The sequence below is a fragment of the Bradyrhizobium sp. RDI18 genome (assembly GCF_043203335.1).
GTDB classification, from domain to species: Bacteria; Pseudomonadota; Alphaproteobacteria; order Rhizobiales; family Xanthobacteraceae; genus Bradyrhizobium; species Bradyrhizobium retamae.
Window position 1 is genome coordinate 775321 of record NZ_JBICRN010000006.1, and the last position, 20776, is coordinate 796096.

Here is a 20776-nt window from a genome sequence, read left to right on the forward strand (position 1 = left end):
ATTTGCCCGGTGTATGGTTAACGGCTGGTTAAAATCACGCCTGCGGCCATGGGACGTCGGCCAATGGCCGCTGACAGCGCCGAAACGAGCGCATTTTCGCCACGAAAACTGCGTTAACCAGCAGCAACCAACCCGGCGTGGGGCGCTCAGAAGTCGTTTTGGGTCAAACGATTCTTGGTCTATTAATTAACCCGGATGGCGGCGTTCGCCGTGGGGATTAAGAAATAAGGCTGATCTCGGGCATGATTCGCCGGTTGCGGATAGTTCAGGGCATGATCCCGCAAACGGGAACCGCTTTCCCAAAGGGAACATGCTCGGACAGGAAGACCTAAGACCGCACTCGTCGAAGCCAGCAGCAAGAGAACGGCCCGTGGCCGGGGACTAAAGAATGCAGACACTGACATTCCTCTTCGCATTCATCGCCGTTCTGGCGCTGATCGGCGTGGCCGCATGGCTGGTCCGCCGCTTCGCCAACAACCGCCTCGGCGCCAACACCCAGCGCGGGCGGATGCCGCGGCTTGCCGTGATCGACGCCGCCGCCGTGGACGGCCGCCGGCGCCTCGTGCTGGTACGGCGCGACAATGTCGAGCATCTCCTGATGATCGGCGGTCCGAGCGACATTGTGGTCGAACCCAACATCGTGCGCGCAATGCCCAATCGCGATCAAATGGCGCCGCGCCCGGCGGTCGGCGAGCAGCCGCCGCGGATTGCGCCGCTGCCCGATGCCGCCTGGAGCGAGGAAGCGGCGAGAGCCGATTGCGACCGACGGACGGCTTCGATCACCACGTCGAACCGCAAATGCCGGAGCCGCCGCCGCGCCCCGCACGCCCCTCCTTCGCAGACGATCTGCGCCGGCCTGCAGCGCCGGAGCGTCGCAGCGATCCATTGACGGGCTTTGCGCCGGAATCGATCACCGGTCGTCCCGAAGCGGCCCCGCCGCGCCTAACCCGCAACGAACCGCTGATGCCGCGGCCGCAGCGCGAGTTGCCGCAGCGTGAGTTGCCCAAGGCACCGCCGGTGGTCCGTGAGGCGCCGCCAGTTCGTGAGGCACCGCCAGTTCGTGAGGCACCGCCAGTTCGTGAGGCACCGACGGTCCGTGAGGCAGCCTCAGTTCGCGAGGCACCGGTTCGAGCGCCCGAACGCGCCGCGGCACCGCCGCCCCCCCCCCTCCACCCCCCGCGCCGTCGAGCGCCGACCAGAATCTCGCCGAGATGGCGCAGCGGCTGGAAGCCGCCCTGCGCCGGCCGGCCGAACCGGTGGCGCCGCCGGTCGCGCCGGAAACGCCGCCTGCCCGTACCTCCCGCAGCGCCCCCCGCTCCCACACCCGCTCCGCAGAAGAGCGGCTTCGAGAATCTCGAAGACGAGATGGCGTCATTGCTGGGCCGTCCGAAGAACCCTTCGTGAGGCCGGCGACTTCTCCGCGTAGAGTTTTATTTTTCTTAATCCTGACCGTCGCCGGATCGCTCGCCTATCCGGCGCTGGCGCAGGACATCAGCATCAATCTCGGCCAGGGCGGCGGCGGGGTGACCGAGCGCGCGATCCAGTTGATCGCGCTGTTGACGGTGCTGTCGATCGCGCCCTCGATCCTGATCATGATGACGTCGTTCACACGGATCGTCGTCGTGCTGTCGCTGCTGCGCACGGCCCTGGGCACCGCGACCGCCCCGCCCAACTCCGTGATCATTGCGCTTGCGCTGTTCCTGACCGCGTTCGTGATGGGGCCGGTGCTGCAGAAGTCCTATGACGAGGGCATCAAGCCGCTGGTCGCCAACGAACTCGGCGTCGAGGAAGCGCTGCAAAAAGGCCTCCGTGCCGCTGCGCGGCTTCATGCAGAAGAATGTCCGCGAAAAGGATCTGAAGCTGTTCGTGGACCTCTCCGGCGAGCCGCCGCCGGCGACGCCGGAAGACCTGTCGCTGCGGATTCTGGTCCCGGCCTTCATGATCTCCGAACTGAAACGCGCCTTTGAGATTGGCTTCCTGCTGTTCCTCCCCTTCCTGATCATCGATCTCGTAGTCGCATCCGTGCTGATGTCGATGGGTATGATGATGCTGCCACCCGTCGTGGTGTCGCTGCCGTTTAAGTTGATCTTCTTCGTGCTGGTGGACGGCTGGTCGCTGGTGGCAGGAAGCCTGGTGCAGAGCTACGGCGGGAGCTAGCGGCCGATTCCTGCCGGTTCCGCGCAAAATAGGTCAACATTATTTACGTATTTGCAGCGGAGTTTCACAGGGAATTTAAGGTGAGATTAGTTCCTTCATGCACAATGGATGCCACGAACTGACTTACCAAACACATCACCGGATTAGAGATGGCAGGCCAGCCGATCGGCGACATGGACGTCGAATACGCCGCGACGATTGCCGACCGAGCTATGCGCTTGATGTCGCAGCAGTCGGTCCCTCCCACCCCCACCAATTTCGCCGTCTGGTTCGAATACTCGCTCGGCAGTTCGCTGGCGCTGCGAAAGACCATCGACATTCTGATTGCGGGCAAGCGCAAATTCGACCCGGCAACCAACCATGAACTCTATATTACCTATGTGGCGCAGGCCGGTACCGATCCGTTTGGCGACCTTCCCGACCAATTAGGCGGGCTGATCGAGACCGCGCAGCAATTCCTCAACACTGCCGTCACCGACAACCGCAGCCACATCGAGGCGCTCGGTGAAGTGTCTTCCGAGGCCGCTGGTACCGGCGATCCCCGGACGATCATTGCAAAACTGGTTGATGAATTGTCAAAGGCGACGGCCCGGGCCGCCAAGCTGGAGGCGAATTTCGCCGCCACGTCGGAGGAACTGGATAGCATCCGCGACTCGCTCAAAGCGGCCGAGCAACGCTCCAACACCGATGCGCTGACCGGGCTGGCCAACCGCCACTCGATGGATGAATTCCTTCGCCTTGCCCAGATCGCAGCGATGGAAAAGGACGAGCCGCTCAGCGTCTTCCTGATCGACATCGATCACTTCAAGAAGTTCAACGACGATTATGGCCACCAGGTCGGCGACCAGGTGCTTCGGCTGGTCGCCAAGGTCTTGCAGGAAGGCGTTCGCGAGGTCGATCTCGCCGCCCGCTACGGCGGCGAGGAGTTGATCGCGGTGCTGCCGGGCGCCGATCTGCAGGCTTGCACGGCCGTTGCCGAACGCATTCGCCGGCGCATTGCCGAAGCGAAGCTGACACGCCGTGCGACAGGCAAAGAGATCGGCAGCATTACGGTATCAATAGGCGTGTCGCAATTCCGCCTCGCCGAATCCGCGGAAGCCATGATCGAGCGCTGCGACCGCGGGCTTTATCAAGCCAAGCGACTCGGCCGCAACCGCACGGTGACGGAAACCGAGCTCGCGCTCGAGCCCGAGGCCGGCGCGGCCTAAGGCTTTATCCGTTCTGATTAAACAGAACCGCGCCTTCATCCTGTGTCGTTTGCAGAGTTGCCTTAATTCGTACGGGAGAAAAAGTCGCTATCCCGCTCCGGCGCGGAACTATTGCCGCAATCCCGGCTTATCGTGGATGCCCTACAGCCGGGAGTATTCCATGAAGATCGCAGGGATGATTATGGCTGCCGCCGCGGCCCTCAGCATTGCCGGGACGTCGGCTCTTGCCCAGCAACCGCGTACGGGAATGGTGACGAGAATAGACCGGATCAGCGGCACCATCACCATCAAGGATATGCCTGAAGGCACCACCGGCGCGAATACCAGCGCTGCAGCCGAAGAATTCAAGATCCAGGATGGCGCGCGGCTGAACGCCCTGCACGCCGGCGACAGGGTCACCTTCGCCGTGAACGACACGCCGGGGACCAAGACCATCACGAAGATCGACAAGACGGACGCGGTCACCAAGATCGAGAAGAAATGAGGTATTGGCGAAGCGACATCCAACCATCGATGTCCCGCTTCGATGCAAAAACAGCGAGGCCCGGAGTGCCCTAAGGTAGAATGACGTTTCTTCGAAACGTCATTTTGCTTTGGGGCCTCGTCACCGCAACCGCCCCATCCGGAACAAGGAGCTGTTCGGTATAGAAAGCACCGTAAAGCGATCCGGCAGGTCTGCCTTGATCTGCCGCAAATGCTCTAGCGCGGCGATCGCTCGAGCGAAGCGCGAATTTCAGCGGCTGCCTCGTCGCAATACTCGTTCAACTTCTGGAATCGTTGCTGCAGCGCCAAGAGTTTGACGGCGCGTTTCGCCGGCCCCTCCCGATCAATATTAAATCTGTCGGCGGGCGATGGGCGGGACGCAGCAGCCTCTGCGGTTGCCAGCGCAGCTTGCATCGATGTGTCGCGACCGTTGGTGGAAGACATTCTGCACGCCTCACAAATGCACAATCGGGCCGGATTCTGATCCGGCGAACTTTTTGTGTGCTGGCGCGCTGGTGCTCCGACTTTGCACCGCACAGTGTGTTGGTTGGATGCCCGGCCGGGGTCGATTTGGTGGCAAAACACGGACGCCGGCGGCGAATGAGTGGCGCGACCTCGTAGTCTTACGGACTTTCTGTCCACGATTAGGATGCAATCGGCAATCAGCATTGCTGAATTGAGTCGTTTGTTGCTTCAGCGATAGTTCGATATGCCCGCCCAGCCTTCAGAAACCGGTCTGCCGCCGCGCTGCGAGATCTGCGGCGGTGGTACGATCCAGATCGGAAAGCTGCCCCGGATCGGACTGCGTCCTCTCGTCTACGTTTACAAGTGCGACGCCTGCAACCAGATCACTTCGATCGAGCCCGAGCGGCAGGATAGCCCCACCATCAGCCCTACCGTGACCCCGCCGATGCCGAATTCGCGCGTCAAGAAGGCTCCGCACAAGACCCCCCGGCGACAGCCACACTGATCGTCGGCTTCAGAGCGCGACTTTCCCAGAGCATTTTCCAGCGAAGCATGCCTCGGACCTGATCCGTGGGTGGGCACCGGTTCGCGTCAAGAAAACGCGTCAAAACAAGAATCTGGAGCCCGGCTCTGATTCAATCAGAACCGAAAGGGCTCTCGTGCCTGAAACGCCGCGATTGCGGCTGGACCGGGTTTCATCTCAGGAATGCCGCATGTATAGGTTCGGCCAAACTCCGCATGAAGAAGAGGCAGGGCATGTCCGAGGGCTTCATTGACGAACTGTACAACGCGCTCGGCAAGAGCGCGGTGCTATCCGGCGCTGACATCGACGCGCGCTATCACCACGACCTCGCCGGCAATCCGGTACCCAAGCCGCGCGCAGTCGTCCGCCCCAGAACGACGGAGGATGTCTCCCTGCTGCTGCGGCTCTGTCACCGCGAAGGCGTGCCGGTTACGACGCAGGGCGGCATGACCGGGCTGGTGCGCGGCGCGCTGCCGAATGCGGACGAAATCGTGCTGTCGATGGAGCGTATGAACAGCGTCGAAGAGGTCGATGCCTCAGCCGGCGTCGCCATCGCGCAGGCCGGCACGCCACTGCAAAAACTGCAGGAGCGTGTCGAGCAGGACGGCCTGATGTTTCCGCTCGACCTCGGTGCGCGCGGCAGTTGCACCATCGGCGGCAACATTTCGACCAATGCCGGCGGCAACCGCGTCATCCGTTACGGCATGACGCGTGACCTGATCCTCGGCCTTGAGGTCGTCACCGCCGACGGCACTGTTCTGAAGGGCCTGCGCAAATACATCAAGAACAACACCGGCATTGATCTAAAGCAGCTTTTCATCGGCAGCGAAGGCATCCTCGGCGTCGTGACGCGTGCTGCGCTGCGTATCTTTCCCGCGCCGGCGGAGCGGCAGGTGGCGCTGTGCGCCCTGTCCTCGTTCGGCCAGGTCATGGCATTCCTGAAGCTGGCGCTGCAAAGTCTCGGCGGCGAATTGACCGCATTCGAAGTGATGTGGAATGCCTACTACCGCCTCACCGTCGAGCGCGTGAAGGGCGTGGCCGGACCGCTTCCGACCCATCACCCGTTCTACGTTCTGCTGGAAGCTTCCGGCAGCGATCCCGAGCGCATCCATGCCGATCTCGAGAAGCTGCTTGAGACGGCGACGGGCGACAACCTGATCCTCGACGCCACGCTCTCGACCTCGAATGCATCGGCCGCCGCGATCTGGCGCATCCGCGATTCCAGCGTCGAACTGGGCCGCACCTTCCCTTACACCGCCCGCGTCGGCTTCGATGTCAGCCTCGCCATCGACCGGATGGAGGAATATGCCGACACCATCGGATCGCGGGTCAGGGCCATTGATCCGCACGCGTTCGCCATTGTGTTCGGCCATGCCGGCGACGGCAATCTGCACCTCAACGTGCATCACGAGCACACACCCGACAAGCACGATGAATTCGAGAAGCTCGTCTACGACATCACCGGCGCATTCGGTGGCTCGATCTCGGCCGAACACGGCATCGGCATCCTGAAGCGGCCCTACCTTAAAATGAGCCGCACCGAAGAGGAAATCGAAACCATGCGCACGCTCAAGCGCGCGCTCGACCCGAAGAACATCCTGAACCCGGGGCGAATTTTTACGGTGTGAAGGCGCTTGGCGATCGCATATCGAGCGTCAGGTCTACGAACTGATGCCTAGGTGATCGTCGGCCGCAGAAGCAGGTGGCGGCCCGGCTGGCAGGTTGTCCGGAGCTGGCTGTGTCGGGATATGCTTGGTGAATATCCGGATGACGCGGCCTTTGACGGGCGGCAGCTTGTCGAAGAGATCGGACGCGATCTCCTCCACCGCGTCCCGCAAGGCCACGAACTGCGCCTGCCTTGCGATGCTCTCGGTACCCCTGACACCTCCGAGTTCATCCATCGCGGCATCGCTGATCTGGCACTCGACCGTCTCGCCGCCGTTCAGCATCGTGAACTTGAACGCAAGGCGTTCTCTGTCATGTCCAACAATTCTGTCCCGGGTCAACGGCATCGAACGATCAGCTTTGAGCGCCTAGAATAGACGTGGCCAGAAGTGGGTTAAGAGGGCGCCGGAGCTTTCGTATTGCGCCAACACGTCAAAAATTGGCCGAACCTGCGGCCAAATCCGCTACCTCGCTACGTCCTCAGGCTCATTGGAATTGGCGTGGTCGTCTGCGCGGTATGGCTGTTGGGACTCCCCTCGTGCGCCGACCACCATTCCATCACGGCCCGAGCGACCTGGTCCCACAGCAGCGTCGGAAGATCGGGCACCGCGATCCTGACCACGTGGCGATTGCATGAGGTATCGCGAAACCACTCCGCTGCGCCGAAATCGAAGCCGAAACTCCCCGCATGTCGCAGCGGCAATCCGGCTCTTCGCAGGTCATCGCACAAATCCGCCGCCACTTGCTTCGTCTGCTTCTCGTCGAGCATTCGCTTCGGCGCCAGTGTGACATAGAGACCGTGCGCGAAATGCAGCTCCGCCGACGAGCCGGCAAGCCCGGATGCAAAACAGCGCGCCGTCCGCCTGCTGTTGCGCAAAATGGCCGCCATCCGCCTGTCAGTCAGAGCCCGATAGGCCTTCGTTCCGACGTAGGGCGGGAAATGCGCAGGCACCGCCGCGCCGCCGAACAGTCGCACGGCATTGCGCGTTTCGTTGGCGAGGTCCTCCAGCCGCTCCTGCTTGGTCGGGACGACGTGCTTTTCGCAGGCGACGAAAACCGCCGAGCCGAGCCGGCCGTACTCCACCCCGAGGAGTCGAGCTTGGTATGGCTGCGCACCAGCGCGATCGGGACTTCCCAACGTCGCGCCCAGCTCACAACCCGGCGGATTCGCCCCGAGCCCGTCGAGAAGCAGGTCGTATCGAAAATCACGAGATCGAGGCGCGGCCTTGCGCAGCGGAGGGTCGCCTCGAATGCGGCAGCGGGCGTGCATGAATCGAACAGAAGAACTCGCGGTCGATTAGCACAAAAGGCGACCTCGTCGGGAGAGCTTTTCAGCGGGACCAGGCGAAACTGACGTGCATGATTTTCGATCAGCTCGAGGGTCTCACCATAGGCGCCAGGCAAAACCAGAATGTCCGCCTCAGATGCCAAGCGTGCGAAGGCCAGCAGCAGTGCCGATATCGCCGCCATCCCCGAGGACGTATAGATGGTCTGGTTCGCCGATGTCGAATGGTCGTAAAAGGATGGGCCGCGCACTTCGAGGTCTGCGCGCTGATAATCGTAGCTGAACGTGAACGGCCCGGCGCGCAGCCGGCCCGGATGTGCCCAGGCTGTTTCCGTGAACGCCCAATCGTGCAGCGCATGCTGGGCCTTCAGGGCTGCGGCGATGTGAAATTTTTGTTCAATCACCTCGACCACCGAGGTCGGATGCCGCAGCGCCGAAGGCGTGTCGAGGAAACCGTTCAGCAACGTGATTTCCTCGTATTTCCTGTCGAGATAAGCCTCAAGTGTTTCCATGGCTGGCTTCGACCGACCCTGCCCTGCATAACGTGCCGGGAGAGCATTGGGTCCACGTCATGGGGACATGCATCGGCTCGCCTTTGGCTCCCTCAGCGCGGCCTCAACCTTTCCAGCCGGCCTTGCGCAAGCCCTCGATCAGATGCGCGTGATCATCCGGCCGAAACCAGGGGGCTCTGTTGCGAACATACATATCGAAGGCCGCCGGTGCGTGGGAGACGGCCAGCTCCAATGCTTCGCTCGCTTCTGCAATGCGCCCAAGCTGGCCCAGCCCCGCCGCAGACCAGCGGTAGATCATCGGAAAATCGGGATACGACCGCAACAGCCGCTTCGAGGCCTCGATCGAAGCGTCGTATTCACCGCCGAAATATAGACCGCACGCAATGTGCAATAAACGTACTGCCAGATAGGGATCGCGCGGATCGAGCCTGATACACTTTTCGAGAGCCGTGAGCCCCTCCCTCGGCCGCCCGGCGAAAATCAGCGTCGCGCCTCGGTGGCCGTGCGCGATCGCCAAATTGGGACTCATCGCGAGAGCTCGCTCGATCTCCGCCAACGCACCGTCCGCTTCGCCGCGGGAATGCAAGGCCCAGCCGAGGCATGAACGGGCTTCCGCATCGGCCCCATCGAGGGCGACCGCTCGGCGGGCCAAGCCCTCGGCCGAACGTTGCGCCTCTGCCAAATCCAGCGTTTGGTAAATTGCGGCCGCTTGCAGTTGATATAGAGCGAGCGCGCTGTAGCCGCCGGCAAAGTTCGGATCGTGATCGATTGCCTGCCTGAAAAATTCCGCTGCCCTCAAATCGTCACCCAGCGTGGCTTTGCTCAGATGCCACAGACCGCGCTGATAGGCCGCCCAGGCATCAAGGCTCCCCGGCGGCTTGCGCATCGCTCGACGCAGCTCAGCGTCTGCAATGGCGGGGGCAAGCGCGGTGGTCAGCGCCTCGGTGAGTTCGTCCTGCACAGCAAAAATATCGGCAAGATCGCGGTCGTAGCGCTCCGCCCAGACATGATTACTGGTTTCCGCCTCTATCAGCTGCGCAGTGACGCGGATGCGGTTACCCGCCTTGCGCACGCTACCTTCGAGCACATAGCGTACGCCTAGCTCGCGCCCGGCCTGCCTCACGTCGACCGATCGCCCCTTGTAAGTGAAGGAAGAATTTCTGGCGATAACGAACAGCGATGGATAGCGTGATAACGCCGTGATCACGTCCTCGACGATACCGTCGGAGACGAACTCTTGCTCGGGATCGCCGCTCATGTTGCTGAACGGAAGTACGGCGACGGATGGCTTGTCCGGCAACGCCAGCATTGTAGTCGTAGGCTTGTACATCGCAGGCCGCCGGGTGGGATCGATAATGATGCGGTAAACGTGGACAGGTCGGGCGATGTTCTTCAGCGTTTGCTCACCCGCGTCCTCGATATCGAAAGGCACTCTATCGCGCGCGTGATTGAGGACAGCCTCGGAGATACATATACCGCCGGGTTCGGCGAGCGCCTCAAGGCGGGCTGCGATATTCACACCATCACCATAGAGATCGCGGCCTTCTATCATCACGTCCCCAAGATTGACCCCCCACGCGAAACTCAATTCGTTTCTCCTGCGGCACGCCAGCATTGCGTTCGACCATGCCCTGTTGAATGCCGATCGCGCAGCGTACTGAATCGACGACGCTTGGAAACTCGATTAGAATTCCGTCGCCGGTCGTTTTCACAATGCGGCCGTGATGTTGCTTGTTCTTTGGCTCGATCAGCTCACTGCGAAGCTCCTTGAGGCGGGCGAGCGTGCCCTCCTCATCCGCACCCATCAGTTGGCTGTAGCCGACAATATCGGCGGCGAAAATAGCGGCGAGCTTGCGTTTGGTCTGATCTGAGGCCATTGAAGTAGGCCTCCCAAGCGCTATTCAGAGATTCCGGCAAAGGTGTTTCGAGTGCAGGCTGCGGCCTGCGCGTCCGGGTTGATACTCATCGAATATTTGTGACCGTCCTGACAGCTGACGCTCCAGTTATCGATCCCGGATTGAGCACTACCTTGGTACGTGCTCCGAACAACAACATCACAAGCCAACTCTTTATTTTTCAGAACGGAGGTCCAGAAAGCGCGATGTTTGGCTCGATCCATTTCAAGTATCCTCGTCGTAGTTTGGTTAGCGGCGTGGGCCACCTTGAAAGGCGCCGGAGCTACGGCCTCGGATCGAACGGCGGTTGTTGTAGCGGCGCTCGCGTTCTTCAAATACAGGTCAGCATCGATAACAAACCAGATCACCGGCGATATGAAGATGAAGCTCGCGGCAATTGCGAAGAAAAAAATACGTGATCGTTTCAGCATGTTTTTCGTCCCGGAGTTCGAGACATCGGCAGCCAACGCGGCGTCGCGTGGCCGCAGAAAGCCGAGGAACTAAAGCTTTTCGAACAAGCCAATAGCTGCGATCAAGCACGCACCGGCGCGCGGCAAAAAAGATGAAGGTGGGGCTGACTGATAACCTAGGGAACCGCGCCAGCTCGGCTCGAAAGTTGCGTGCAATACGGCGAGTCGAGCAGCGCCGAGATCGTAACCGGCATCCACTATCTGGATGTCAAATTCGGCCACACGCGATCTACTCGACGATCCAAGCATGATCCGGCCAGCGGCAAATTCAATTCACGAATTATGAACGCGTGGAGGTTTAGCGCAACCGCTGGGGCTAACTAGCCGGAGGTGCAGGTTTCGTGGTCAGCCCCGCCGTTACCTCGTCGCGCCGATCCGCCTGATGCCGGCAATCGGCGGCAAGGCGCCGGTGTGAACCGGCTCGCCCCGGGAGATTTCCGGCGACAGCGGCGCGCGGGCGGTGGCATCCGGGAAGCGGATCCTCATTTCACGGATGAAGCCGTCGAGCGTGTCGACGCTGGCGGCCATCTTGGCAATCAGAGCGAATTCGGCGCTATTGGAGGCGGCCGGCTTGCTCGCGGTCTCGAATGCGAACCGATCGGCCTCGCCGATCATCAAGGGCGCGTATTTCTCGCGGAAACGGGCCAGTCCGATCGCATCCTCGGCCAGCGCATAGCCGACCACGGCACGGATTATGTCGCTCTTCTCGGCGGCATTCAGCGGTTTGAAATCCCGCCAGCGGTCGGCGTAGTACAATTCGATCTGTTCGGAAGCTTCCCGCCACTGCCGCGACGCCCAATAGATGTCGGAGCGCAGCCGGATCGCTTCGCGGCCGGTGAGGTTGGAGATGATATCGAGCGCGAGGTCGTGGCGACCGACGTCGCTCTGGGCCCGCGCCTCCAGGAGTAGCCGCTGCTGACGCAATTCGCCGGACAGATCGGAGATCCGCGTCAGGCGCAGCGCCGTGATCGCCCGGTCCGGCTTGCGGTTGGCCAGGTAAACCATGGCAAGCCGGGCCGCCACCTGCGCGCGCGCGGCGCCCTCCAGGCGTTTGTCGACCTGGTACTGCAACAGTTCGGCGGCCTGGTCGAGCAGGTCGACGGCGGCCAGCCGGTCCGCGAGGCGCCGAATCATTTCATCGCCGCGCCGGCCGATCGGCGTCAATTCGCGATATTCATAGAACATGGCGAGCGCATCGACCGGCTTCATGTCGTCGCCCTTCTGGCCGAGATAGAGGTCCGTGAACAGCGCGGACGCCGCATCCTGGCCCTGCCGCGACAGTTCGGAGTTGGGCTGCAGCTTCGTCGCGGTCTTGGCGGCGGAGAGCGCCTCGGCATAGCGCCCGTTTTCGGCATAGAGCTGCGTCAGCTTGTTCAATGCCTTCAACTCGATCGTGTCGCCACGCCAGATCACCGACAAGGTCTCTAGTTCGTGTATCAACTCGGCCTGGCCGAGTTCGCCGCGCCGGTGCCGCAGCAGGGTCTGCAGCAGACTCGCTTCCGCCGATGCCTTACGGTCGCTGGACTGCGCCGCGAACCTGTAGGCGTCGAGCGCGTCCTTGTCGTGCCCCAATGCCTCGGCAAGACGCCCGCGCAGCACGGCGATCTCGGGCTTCATCTCGTTGGGAATGCCGATCACTTCCAGTTCGCTGCGCCGCCGCGAGGCCCGCCATAATCCTTTACCTCGAGCGAGGCCCGCATCGCGTCGGTAATGATGATGCGCTGCAGTTCCAGCGGCAGCGCGGCGATTGAGAATTCGGCGTTCTTGAACTTTTCACGCGCGTCCACCCATTTTTCCTGGCGGGCGAACGCGAACCCTTTCCACAATTGGGAATCGTAGCCGTTTCCGATCGCCGGATTGGCAAGGTCCTTCAGCGCGTGCTCGGGATGGCCAATCAAGATGCTGGCGACCGCATGCACCATCAGCACGGCGCCGTCTTCGTTCCCCGGATTGGTTTCGGAGAGGATAAGGTTGGTCACTCCTCTCGCCTCCTGATACATGCCGCGCGACATGTAGAAGTTCGCAAGTTCGAGGCGAGCGTGCGTCTTTTGCTCGGGCTTCGCGGCGGCCGCGGCCTTGATCAGCGCATCCAGCCGGGTAAGAAATTTTTCTTCCCGGTTCTTGCGCCATTCATCGGCGTCGAACAGCGGCCTGACCGCCGCGGTGGCGCGTTCGGCCGCGACGTCGGCGGATGACAGCGTCAATCCGCCGGGCCGGCCGAGCATCACCTTGTCGGCGCCGACCTCGGCGTTGATATCATCGGAATTCGGATGAACGACCACGCCGTGCACCGACTCCAATAGCGACAGTTCGACGAAATCCTGCCGTTTGATGAGACCACGGGTCGGTGGCGGCGCGGTCACGACCCACAGCGTATCGCCTGCGTCGGGATCGACCAGCCGGTGCATCGCGCCGGGATTGGCCAGCGGCACGGTGACATTGGCAAGCGCGGGATCAGAAATATTTCGCAGCACCATCAGCGGCAGCGGCGGCGTCTGGCCGCGGTCGGCGAATGTCAGCGTCCACTCGGCGCCGTTGGCGCGCCCTTCGCTTTCGAGCGAAGGGATCTGCGGCCGGTTGAGGCGGATGCGGACGGCCTGGCCCTTTTCAAGCGGCAGCCGGCTGACATCGCCGATGATGGCGCCGCCCTTGCTACGGATCGGCTCGATATCTACCGGCTTGGTCTGGTCGAATACCAGCCATACCGTGTCGGCACGGCGAAACAGCGCAGCCGGGGTCGGCGCGGCAAAGGAGAACGTCACGCGCAGGCCATCACTGTCACGCCTTGCCTCGACGACGGGGGTCTTGCCGTTGGCACCACTTTCCGGCGGCTCCGCGGAAGACTGAGCCTGCTTGGGTGCCGCAGGCTTTGGCGCTTCCACCGCCGCGGCCTGGACCGGTTCGGCGGGCTGCGCCGCTTTCGCGACTTCCGCCGGAGGCGACGTCTTTTCCGGTGCAGCAGCCATCTTCTCGGGCGGAGGGATAGCGTTGCCATTGGCCGGCGGCGCCTTGTCGACGCCAGGCATTGCAGCCTCCGCAGCGGCCGGTGCTTCGTTCACCTGCGCGGGCTTGATTTCGATCCTGGCCTGTTCGGCAATCATCTCCGACGTGACGGGCGGAATCTCGGCCGGTTGCTGTGGTGGCGGCGATTCCTTCAGGGCCTTGTCGCGCGCGATCCGCGACGCAGGTCCTGGCTTGGCCGGCACGACCGGTTTGGCCGCGGCTTGCGGCTCGGCCAGCGCGGGCTTTTCCGGCTGCTGGAAGGCGACGTCGATCACATAATTCTTTTCCTCGCGGAAGGAATGCACGTCGACCTCCCCAATCAGCAGAATGTCGACCGCGGAAGAATCGACGTCGGCGCGCTGGTTGATCGAGGCGATGTTCGGCGGCGCCGCCACCTTCGCATCCGCCAGGTCGAAATTGAGCACGCTGTTGAACTGCAGCGTCAGCTTCTGATCGTTCAGCACCGACGAGACGTTGACGCCGTCGGGCATCTCGAACACGAAGCGGACGAAGGTCGGCTGCACCGAGGCGCGGACACGCACCGGCGGCTTCTTTTTCGCGGACGCCACCGCAAGCTGCGCGCGGAGCGCACGCTCGGCGGCCCGCGCCCGCTCCGCCAGTTCGCGAACGACCGCGGCAGGAAGCGGGGGCGGTGGCCCGGTCCAGCTATCGGGCAGGAAGTCGACGAAGATCCGCTCCCCCGCCGTCATGGTGTTGACGGTTGCCCGCCGCGCCAGCGACAGCCGGATCGCGGTGCCGTCGGGATCGCGCCGCGCCGAGCCGACATAATCGGGGACGGCGTCCGACAGTTTGTCGACGGGAATGTCCACCGGGCGCTTGAAGTGGATGATAATGATCGAACCCGCGGTCGAAACGTCGGATTCGACGTCCTCGGCCAGTTTCAATACCAGCCGCGCGAAGCCGCCTCCGGACGTGAACGTGGCCTCCCCCGCACGGGATCGTCGGCCCGGCAGGGCTGCGAAAGCGTCAGGCCGGCGAATAACAAAGCAACAGCAAGGGGCTGGCCAAGATAGTTGTGAAGGCAACGCCGCGCCGCCCGCGCCAATGCGCGGCCCGGCGACCCGGTTTCAGCGGCAGCCCTTCGCCCCATCCAGAAGATCTCGTGCCTCAATGAATTCTTCGGCGAAGCGCTCTCGCCCGCACGTTTAAATCTTGGATTGACCGGCTTAAGGCTTTGTTAACGTCAACCAATTGATTTCATTGAAGGGACGATGGGGCTGCGGCCCCGAGTAATTACACATCACAATGGGTCTGTATCCGGACCTTTCTCGGGGTCACCGCTCAAACGTCGCGAGCCTCGGGGCCGCAGCGACCACCATCACGGCCGTGCCATGATTGAGCTGCATTATTTATCTCACGCAGCGTTGGAACTAACATCAGCGGTTCCGTCTTAGGGAAACAATGGACCCGGGAAGCGGGGCCGGCAGTCGATCAACCAACGCTCCCGGGTCGTCAACCTGCCTCAGGCAGCCAATTCGGAGTGCGTGAAATGGCAACCCAGATCGTGATGGATCGTACTGGCGACACCCGGCATACTTTCGACGTCCATGACCGCGCGGAGGTCGAAAAGGCCGAGCGGCGCTTTATGGAATTGACCGGCGCAGGATTTACCGCAGCGGTCCGAACGGGACCCGGCGAACAACGGGTTATCCGCTCCTTCGATCCGACGGCGGAAGAAACGCTGTTTTATCCGCGTCTCGTTGGCGGCTGACGGTTGTGACCCAGCAGATCGTCCTTGCGATATGCTCGTTCGTGCTGGCTTTACTCGGTACGGTGCTGCTGTCAGCACTTTCGCTGGCAGTGGCGCGGTCCGGCTCCTGCAGCAAATCGTTTCGCTTCGAGACTGAGGCGCGAGCCCTCACGCTCTTGAAGGATTGGCTGTCGCCGAAGCAGCGCGCCTCTTACGAGCGATTCCGATACTTCGACGTCGTCGGCAGCCACACCGGGACGCGCTACCGGATCCATCATGGGACGCAGACGAACATCGAGGAAATCAGCGGCACTGGCCAGCATGTCTGCAAATGGTGCTTTGTTCCCGACGGCGACCTCGTCGCCGGCGATGTCATGCTGGCGCAGAAAATCGCCCTTGAAACCAACGAGCGTGGCGCGCTCGCCGTAGCCCACCGCTCGTTTGTCTCGTCAGGGCCGCGCAGGTTCTGACCGGACGCGTCAGTATCGTTCGCCGGGCAGCCATCCTGCGTCAGTTCGGCCTTTGCTGCAGGATTTTGCCTTCGATTTTCGGCAGCTCGGCCGTAGACGTGGACTTATCGGTGCCGGCAGCGCGGCGGGCCAGTTCGACCGTCAGCCGTTCGGCCGCTTCCGGCTGCATCAGGCCCAGAATGTCCGACATCTTCCGCGGCGCAATCTGGGAGGCGATTTCGTAGAGCACGGACATTTCCAGCCGGTCGAACACCTTGGCGGCGTCCTTCGGCTTCATGCCCTCGTACATCGTGATGATGCCCTTGAAGCGGGCAGCGTCCTGTTCGGCCTTTTGCCCGCTCGCTGTCGAGATCCGCGCCTCGGTGGCCTTGATTTCCTCGACGCGGCCCTCGATGCGCTTCTCGGCTGATTTCAGAAGGCTTTCGCGAATTTCGATTTCACGCGCACGCTGCTCCAGTTCCTGGCGCCGCGCCTGCAGCCGTTCCAGGATGGCGCGCTCCGACGGCGACACCGATTGCGGGTTCTGGTCGGGAAACACCACGACGCCGTCGGGCTTCGGCGCCTCGGTAGCCGGCGCGGCCGGCTTCGGCGCCTCTTCCTTTTTTCTTCCTTCTTGACCGAACCGGTGATGTCGGAGGTATCCGATATCGAGCCACCGGGGTAGCCCAGATTGTCCTGCGCCCAGGAGCGCTTGGCCGGCTGGCTGACCTGATAATCGAACACGTATCCGCCATCGATCACGAGGCCGGCGACCTTCAGCACTGCAAGGCCGAAGATCGCGACCAGCACTACCGGAATGACACGGATATCGCGAAACGACTTCATGCGGCGAGGCCACTGGCCTTTCGGCGTTCGGAGAATGCTTCGGCCGCCGCGGCTACCGCCTTGGCTGTTGAGACCCTGGGTGCTGCGGATTCGGCTTCTTGCGAGGGCCGCGCCGCGATCGCGATCTTGGACAGCCGTCGAATGACGCCGTCGCCTTCGGCGAGCATGCCCTTCAGGTGCCCCGCCATCTGGGTCGCGGCGGCGAGTTGGCTGCCGAGATTCTCGTTGACGTCGCGCACGGTGTGCTTGAGGCCGCCGATCGCCCGCTCGGCGATTTCGGTTGCCGTGATCAGTTCTGCGATGGTGGCTTTCAGCGAATGCTCGTCTGCCTTCAGCCGCTTCAGCCGCTTGTTGAGCAGCATGCAGTAACCGATCGTGAGCAGTAGCAAAACCGCCACCAGACTCTCGATCACAATTCCAAGAAAATGACTCATTGTGCCTCCATCAACTTGGTTTGCTCGTCGGCCTTCTCGAACATCGCGAAGGTGGTATTCGGCTTGCGCAATTGCTTGGTGACGCGGATGGCGACGCGGTCGCCGACCCGGCCCATCCGCCCTTCAGTCAGGGTGACGTTGCCGCAGCGGACCGACACCAGCGCATCGGGCCGCATCTCCAGCGGCAGCGTGTCGCCGACCTTCAGCTTCATCAAATGCTTGAGCGGAATGTCGGCTTCATACAGCACGGCATCGACCGATATCTCGGCCTGCGCCACTTCGGTGGCGAAGTGCCCTTCCCAGATCGGATCGCGGCCGAACTTTTCGCCCATGAACATCTGCAGCAGAACCGGGCGGATCGGCTCGATGGTCGCATAGGGCAGCAGCAGTTCGATGTTGCCGCCGCGGTCTTCCATGTCGATGCGCAGCCGCACCAGGATCGCAGCGTTGGCTGGCCTGGAGATCGCGGCGAAGCGCGGGTTGGCTTCCAGCCGGTCGATCGAGAACGTTACCGGCGACAGCGGCCGGAACGCCTGCTCGGCGTCTGAAAGCACCACCTCGACTAGCCGCTTGACGAGGTTGGTTTCGATCGTGGTGTAGGGCCGGCCCTCGATGCGCAGCGAGGTCTGGCCGCGGCGGCCGCCGAGCAGCACGTCGATAATCGAATAGATCAGGCTGGAATCGACCGTCGCAAGGCCGAAATTCTCCCACTCCTCAGCCTTGAACACGCTGAGCACGGCCGGCAAGGGAATTGAGTTCATGTAGTCGCCGAAGCGGACCGAGGTGATGCGGTCGAGCGAGACTTCCACGTTGTCGGAGGTGAAGTTGCGCAAGCTCGTGGTCATCAGCCGCACCAGGCGGTCGAACACGATTTCGAGCATCGGCAGACGCTCGTAGGACACCATCGCGGAATCGATGATGGCGCGAATGCCGGAATGGTCGTCGAGATTGACATCGCCGACGGTGAAGCCGAGCAGATTGTCGATTTCTTCCTGCGACAGAACCCGCTCGCCGGAATTCTTGTTGCCGAACTCGCGGCCGCCATCCTCGACCATGGCCGCCCATTGCAGCGCCATGCTCTCGGAGAGTTCATTGGCGGCAGCCTCTTCCGCAGCCGCCGCGGGATCTTCGGAATCCAGCGAGGCTTCCCATTGCGCGGCAATGGCGTCCTGGTCCATCTGGTCTTGGTTGCCGGCCATGATGCTAAATCCGCCCCATCACTGCACGACGATTTCCTTGAACAGCACGGCACTCACCTGCTGCGGCGCCACCGCGTTGTTGACGCGCTTGGTAAGTTCTTCCTTGAGACGAAACAGGCCCGCCGAACCGTTGATGTCGGAGGGACGCAATTCGCGCAGGTAGGTCTGGAACAGATCGGTGACGCGCGGCAGGTTCGGCTTGATCGCCTCGACCTGCTTCTCTTCCTTGATCTCGAGCACGACCTTCACGCGGAGATATTGCACCCGCTCGCCCGGGGCGCCGACCAGGTTGACCATCATATCGGGCACTTCGACGAAGGACGGCGGCTTCAGCGGCGGCGCTTCGGCGTGCTTCTCCTCGCCGTGGCCGCGCATCAGGAAGAACCCGCCGGCGCCGGCGCCAAGGATGGCGACGAATCCGGCGACCGCAATGATCAGCTTGAGCTTGCCCTTTTTCGACGATGCGGCTTCTGCGCCGTCCGCGCCTTCCGCCTGCTCGTTGTCAGCCATTGCCCCGCCCGCTTCCATCTGGGAACGAACGCGGTTGCCACCAGCCTGGGTAACGATGCCCCCACAACGCGAAACAAAAGCCGCCAGCGCACACGCGCCCTCTACACGTGCAACGCTAGGGTAATAATGGTTAACGGAACCTTTCCATTCGCGCCCAACTGGGAAAAATCTGCCGGGCAAACATGGTCAACAAGACCTTTCTGCCGCCCCCTCCGCCCGCAGAAAAATACCTAACCCCTTAAAAAATCGCCACTTCCGGACTTGGCACGGCTTTCGCTGAGTAAGCGACGTGGACCCGCCGGCTTGGGAGAGCCCAAAGGTTTACGACGGATCCGGATTACGGGCTTGGGAGAGCCTGCTTCGGATCGATCAAGGGGAGATCCACCGATGGAGAATATGCTTCTCGTCGGACTTTCGCGGAAGATGACGTTGGAACGCCAGTTGGATGTCGTCGCCAACAACGTCGCGAACATCAACACGACGGGCTTCAAGGCCGACCGCTCGCTGTTCGAGGAATATCTGCGCTCGCCGGCGCATGAAGATAATTTCATGCGCGCCGACCGCCGCGTCTCCTTCGTGCACGACCGCGCCACCTTCCACGATTTCTCGGCCGGTCCCTCCGAGCAGACCAAGAACCCGCTCGACGTCGCGATCGACGGCAACGCCTTTCTGGTGGTGCAGACGGCCGCCGGCGAGCGATACACCCGTGACGGCGGCCTGCAGATCAACAATCAGGGCCAGCTTGTAACCGCGAGCGGCGATCCGGTGCTGGGGACCTCCGGCCCGATCGTGTTCCAGCCGACCGACAAGGCGATCAACATCGCCGCAGACGGCAATATCACGGTTCTCGAGGGCACCGGCAGCACCGACTCCATTCGTGGCAAGCTGCGGCTGGTCTCCTTTGCCGACCCGCAGAAGCTCGTCAAGGAAGGCGGCAACCTTTACTCGGCGGGCCAGGGCGTCGCCGCCCAGCCCGACACCACTTCGCGGGTACGCCAGGGCTTCATCGAAAAGTCGAACGTCAATTCGGTCCACGAAATGAGCCGCATGATCGAGATCACGCGCACCTACACGCAGATCTCGGCGATGCTGCAGCAGCAGCACGACCTGCACCGAACCGCAGTCGAGAAACTCGCCGACGTTCCGGCATAACGCTAAAGGCATAGATCGATGCGCGCACTTTACACGGCAGCGACCGGCATGGCGGCACAGGAACTCAACGTTCAGGTGATCTCCAACAACATCGCCAACATGCGCACCACCGGCTACAAGAAGCAGCGCGCGGCGTTCCAGGACCTGATCTATGACCATGTGCGCCGCGTCGGCGCGCAGGCTTCCGACCAGGGCACCATCCTGCCGGTCGGCGTCGACATCGGCGGCGGCGTCAAGACCGTCGGCACGCCGCGGCTGATGGGCCAGGGCACGCTGTCTCCGACCGGCAACGACCTCGACGTCGCGATCCGCGGCGAAGGTTTCTTCAAGATCCAGGTGCCCGACGGCACCTATGCCTATACCCGCGACGGCTCGTTCATGATGGACGCGCAAGGCCGCGTCGTCACCGCCCAGGGCAACCCGGTGCAGCCGACGATCACGATCCCGCAGAATTCCTCGCAGATCACCATCAACGCGCAGGGTCAGCTCACGGTGATGCTGCCGGGCTCGACCACGCCGACGCTCGTCGGCCAGATCGGCCTGACCCGGTTCATCAACAAGGCCGGCCTCAATCCGATCGGCGACAATCTGTTCACGGACACCCCGGCCTCCGGCACGCCGCAGGACGGCATCGCCAACACCGACGGCTTTGGCGACATGCAGCAGGGCAACCTCGAACAAGCCAACGTCGAGGTGGTGACCGAAATCTCCGACCTGATCGCCGCCCAGCGCGCCTATGAGATGAACGCCAAGGTCGTCAGCGCGGCCGACCAGATGCTGCAATCCACCTCCAACATGTTCCGCTAAAG

At 62.4% G+C, this 20776-nt stretch carries 17 protein-coding genes and 4 pseudogenes; 10 read left to right on the forward strand and 11 right to left on the reverse strand.

Translation table 11 applies throughout. The features are described from left to right. Positions 1–388: 388 nt before the first annotated feature. The 6 genes and pseudogenes from ACFXS9_RS04750 to ACFXS9_RS04775 all read left to right on the forward strand — a co-directional run bounded on the left by ACFXS9_RS04750 (position 389) and on the right by ACFXS9_RS04775 (position 6464). A pseudogene (locus ACFXS9_RS04750) lies at positions 389–1404 on the forward strand (flagellar biosynthetic protein FliO). Continuing rightward, positions 1401–2157 (forward strand): annotated as a pseudogene (gene fliP / locus ACFXS9_RS04755) (flagellar type III secretion system pore protein FliP). Before ACFXS9_RS04750 ends, fliP begins: the two co-directional pseudogenes overlap by 4 nt. A gap of 221 nt (positions 2158–2378) precedes the next feature. Beyond that, positions 2379–3365, forward strand: coding sequence for a GGDEF domain-containing protein (locus tag ACFXS9_RS04760; RefSeq protein ID WP_392687279.1), 987 nt, complete (start codon positions 2379–2381; stop codon positions 3363–3365). 160 nt (positions 3366–3525) lie between these two features. After that, a complete protein-coding gene (locus ACFXS9_RS04765; RefSeq protein ID WP_392685541.1) occupies positions 3526–3849 on the forward strand; it encodes a copper-binding protein in 324 nt (107 codons plus the stop codon). Between the two features lie 708 nt (positions 3850–4557). After that, a complete protein-coding gene (locus tag ACFXS9_RS04770) occupies positions 4558–4818 on the forward strand; it encodes a hypothetical protein (RefSeq protein ID WP_392685544.1) in 261 nt (86 codons plus the stop codon). A 233-nt stretch (positions 4819–5051) separates the two neighbouring features. Beyond that, a complete protein-coding gene (locus ACFXS9_RS04775) occupies positions 5052–6464 on the forward strand; it encodes an FAD-binding oxidoreductase (RefSeq protein WP_392685547.1) in 1413 nt (470 codons plus the stop codon). Positions 6465–6497: 33 nt separating this feature from the next. On the opposite strand, the gene ACFXS9_RS04780 is transcribed toward ACFXS9_RS04775, so the two are convergent. From ACFXS9_RS04780 to ACFXS9_RS04810, 7 genes and pseudogenes are all read right to left on the reverse strand, one after another. Beyond that, positions 6498–6848 carry a DUF1488 family protein gene (locus ACFXS9_RS04780; protein WP_084029972.1) on the reverse strand — a complete coding sequence of 117 codons (351 nt, stop codon included), beginning with the start codon at positions 6846–6848 and terminating at the stop codon, positions 6498–6500. Between the two features lie 125 nt (positions 6849–6973). Continuing rightward, on the reverse strand, positions 6974–7390 hold the full coding sequence (locus ACFXS9_RS04785; protein ID WP_392685549.1) for a hypothetical protein: 417 nt from the start codon (positions 7388–7390) through the stop codon (positions 6974–6976). 11 nt (positions 7391–7401) lie between these two features. Further along, the gene (locus tag ACFXS9_RS04790) at positions 7402–8298 is read right to left on the reverse strand and encodes a hypothetical protein (protein WP_392685552.1); all 897 of its coding nucleotides are present in this window, start codon (positions 8296–8298) and stop codon (positions 7402–7404) included. 103 nt (positions 8299–8401) lie between these two features. Next, the gene (locus ACFXS9_RS04795; protein WP_392685555.1) at positions 8402–9886 is read right to left on the reverse strand and encodes an adenylate/guanylate cyclase domain-containing protein; all 1485 of its coding nucleotides are present in this window, start codon (positions 9884–9886) and stop codon (positions 8402–8404) included. Then, a complete protein-coding gene (locus tag ACFXS9_RS04800) occupies positions 9822–10175 on the reverse strand; it encodes an adenylate/guanylate cyclase domain-containing protein (RefSeq protein ID WP_392685557.1) in 354 nt (117 codons plus the stop codon). Before ACFXS9_RS04800 ends, ACFXS9_RS04795 begins: the two co-directional genes overlap by 65 nt. 20 nt (positions 10176–10195) lie before the next feature. Continuing rightward, on the reverse strand, positions 10196–10624 hold the full coding sequence (locus ACFXS9_RS04805) for a hypothetical protein (RefSeq protein ID WP_392685560.1): 429 nt from the start codon (positions 10622–10624) through the stop codon (positions 10196–10198). A gap of 396 nt (positions 10625–11020) precedes the next feature. Continuing rightward, positions 11021–14777: pseudogene (locus ACFXS9_RS04810) on the reverse strand (tetratricopeptide repeat protein). A gap of 399 nt (positions 14778–15176) precedes the next feature. On the opposite strand from ACFXS9_RS04810, the gene ACFXS9_RS04815 reads away from it, so the two are divergent. Then, positions 15177–15398: a hypothetical protein gene (locus tag ACFXS9_RS04815; protein ID WP_028348639.1), complete on the forward strand. Its 222-nt coding sequence runs from the start codon at positions 15177–15179 to the stop codon at positions 15396–15398. A 5-nt stretch (positions 15399–15403) separates the two neighbouring features. Then, on the forward strand, positions 15404–15847 hold the full coding sequence (locus ACFXS9_RS04820) for a hypothetical protein (protein WP_375293125.1): 444 nt from the start codon (positions 15404–15406) through the stop codon (positions 15845–15847). 40 nt (positions 15848–15887) lie between these two features. Here ACFXS9_RS04820 and ACFXS9_RS04825 read toward each other — a convergent pair. The 4 genes and pseudogenes from ACFXS9_RS04825 to fliL form a co-directional block, all read right to left on the reverse strand. Then, a pseudogene (locus ACFXS9_RS04825) lies at positions 15888–16672 on the reverse strand (MotE family protein). After that, positions 16669–17106: a DUF6468 domain-containing protein gene (locus tag ACFXS9_RS04830; RefSeq protein WP_392685565.1), complete on the reverse strand. Its 438-nt coding sequence runs from the start codon at positions 17104–17106 to the stop codon at positions 16669–16671. Before ACFXS9_RS04830 ends, ACFXS9_RS04825 begins: the two are co-directional and overlap by 4 nt. After that, positions 17103–18305: a flagellar motor switch protein FliM gene (gene fliM / locus ACFXS9_RS04835; protein WP_392685568.1), complete on the reverse strand. Its 1203-nt coding sequence runs from the start codon at positions 18303–18305 to the stop codon at positions 17103–17105. The genes ACFXS9_RS04830 and fliM overlap by 4 nt, the downstream gene beginning before the upstream one ends. An 18-nt stretch (positions 18306–18323) precedes the next feature. Further along, complete coding sequence (gene fliL, locus ACFXS9_RS04840) at positions 18324–18815, reverse strand: flagellar basal body-associated protein FliL (protein ID WP_392685571.1); 492 nt, start codon at positions 18813–18815, stop codon at positions 18324–18326. 387 nt (positions 18816–19202) lie between these two features. Between fliL and flgF the strand changes: the two genes are divergently transcribed. Next, positions 19203–19967: a flagellar basal-body rod protein FlgF gene (flgF, locus tag ACFXS9_RS04845; protein WP_334374246.1), complete on the forward strand. Its 765-nt coding sequence runs from the start codon at positions 19203–19205 to the stop codon at positions 19965–19967. A gap of 18 nt (positions 19968–19985) precedes the next feature. Beyond that, complete coding sequence (gene flgG, locus ACFXS9_RS04850; protein WP_065749261.1) at positions 19986–20774, forward strand: flagellar basal-body rod protein FlgG; 789 nt, start codon at positions 19986–19988, stop codon at positions 20772–20774. The last annotated feature ends 2 nt before the right edge of the window (positions 20775–20776 follow it).

What these genes read in the sequence shown, in the direction of transcription:
- flgF (WP_334374246.1), top strand. Translation starts at nt 19,203, where the DNA reads ATGGAGAATATGCTTCTCGTCGGACTTTCGCGGAAGATGACGTTGGAA.
- fliL (WP_392685571.1), bottom strand. Translation starts at nt 18,815, where the DNA reads ATGGCTGACAACGAGCAGGCGGAAGGCGCGGACGGCGCAGAAGCCGCA.
- ACFXS9_RS04815 (WP_028348639.1), top strand. Translation starts at nt 15,177, where the DNA reads ATGGCAACCCAGATCGTGATGGATCGTACTGGCGACACCCGGCATACT.
- ACFXS9_RS04765 (WP_392685541.1), top strand. Translation starts at nt 3,526, where the DNA reads ATGAAGATCGCAGGGATGATTATGGCTGCCGCCGCGGCCCTCAGCATT.
- ACFXS9_RS04800 (WP_392685557.1), bottom strand. Translation starts at nt 10,175, where the DNA reads ATGGCCTCAGATCAGACCAAACGCAAGCTCGCCGCTATTTTCGCCGCC.
- ACFXS9_RS04790 (WP_392685552.1), bottom strand. Translation starts at nt 8,298, where the DNA reads ATGGAAACACTTGAGGCTTATCTCGACAGGAAATACGAGGAAATCACG.
- ACFXS9_RS04760 (WP_392687279.1), top strand. Translation starts at nt 2,379, where the DNA reads ATGTCGCAGCAGTCGGTCCCTCCCACCCCCACCAATTTCGCCGTCTGG.
- ACFXS9_RS04780 (WP_084029972.1), bottom strand. Translation starts at nt 6,848, where the DNA reads ATGCCGTTGACCCGGGACAGAATTGTTGGACATGACAGAGAACGCCTT.
- ACFXS9_RS04770 (WP_392685544.1), top strand. Translation starts at nt 4,558, where the DNA reads ATGCCCGCCCAGCCTTCAGAAACCGGTCTGCCGCCGCGCTGCGAGATC.
- ACFXS9_RS04775 (WP_392685547.1), top strand. Translation starts at nt 5,052, where the DNA reads ATGAAGAAGAGGCAGGGCATGTCCGAGGGCTTCATTGACGAACTGTAC.
- ACFXS9_RS04830 (WP_392685565.1), bottom strand. Translation starts at nt 17,106, where the DNA reads ATGAGTCATTTTCTTGGAATTGTGATCGAGAGTCTGGTGGCGGTTTTG.
- fliM (WP_392685568.1), bottom strand. Translation starts at nt 18,305, where the DNA reads ATGGCCGGCAACCAAGACCAGATGGACCAGGACGCCATTGCCGCGCAA.
- ACFXS9_RS04805 (WP_392685560.1), bottom strand. Translation starts at nt 10,624, where the DNA reads ATGCTGAAACGATCACGTATTTTTTTCTTCGCAATTGCCGCGAGCTTC.
- flgG (WP_065749261.1), top strand. Translation starts at nt 19,986, where the DNA reads ATGCGCGCACTTTACACGGCAGCGACCGGCATGGCGGCACAGGAACTC.
- ACFXS9_RS04785 (WP_392685549.1), bottom strand. Translation starts at nt 7,390, where the DNA reads ATGGCGGCCATTTTGCGCAACAGCAGGCGGACGGCGCGCTGTTTTGCA.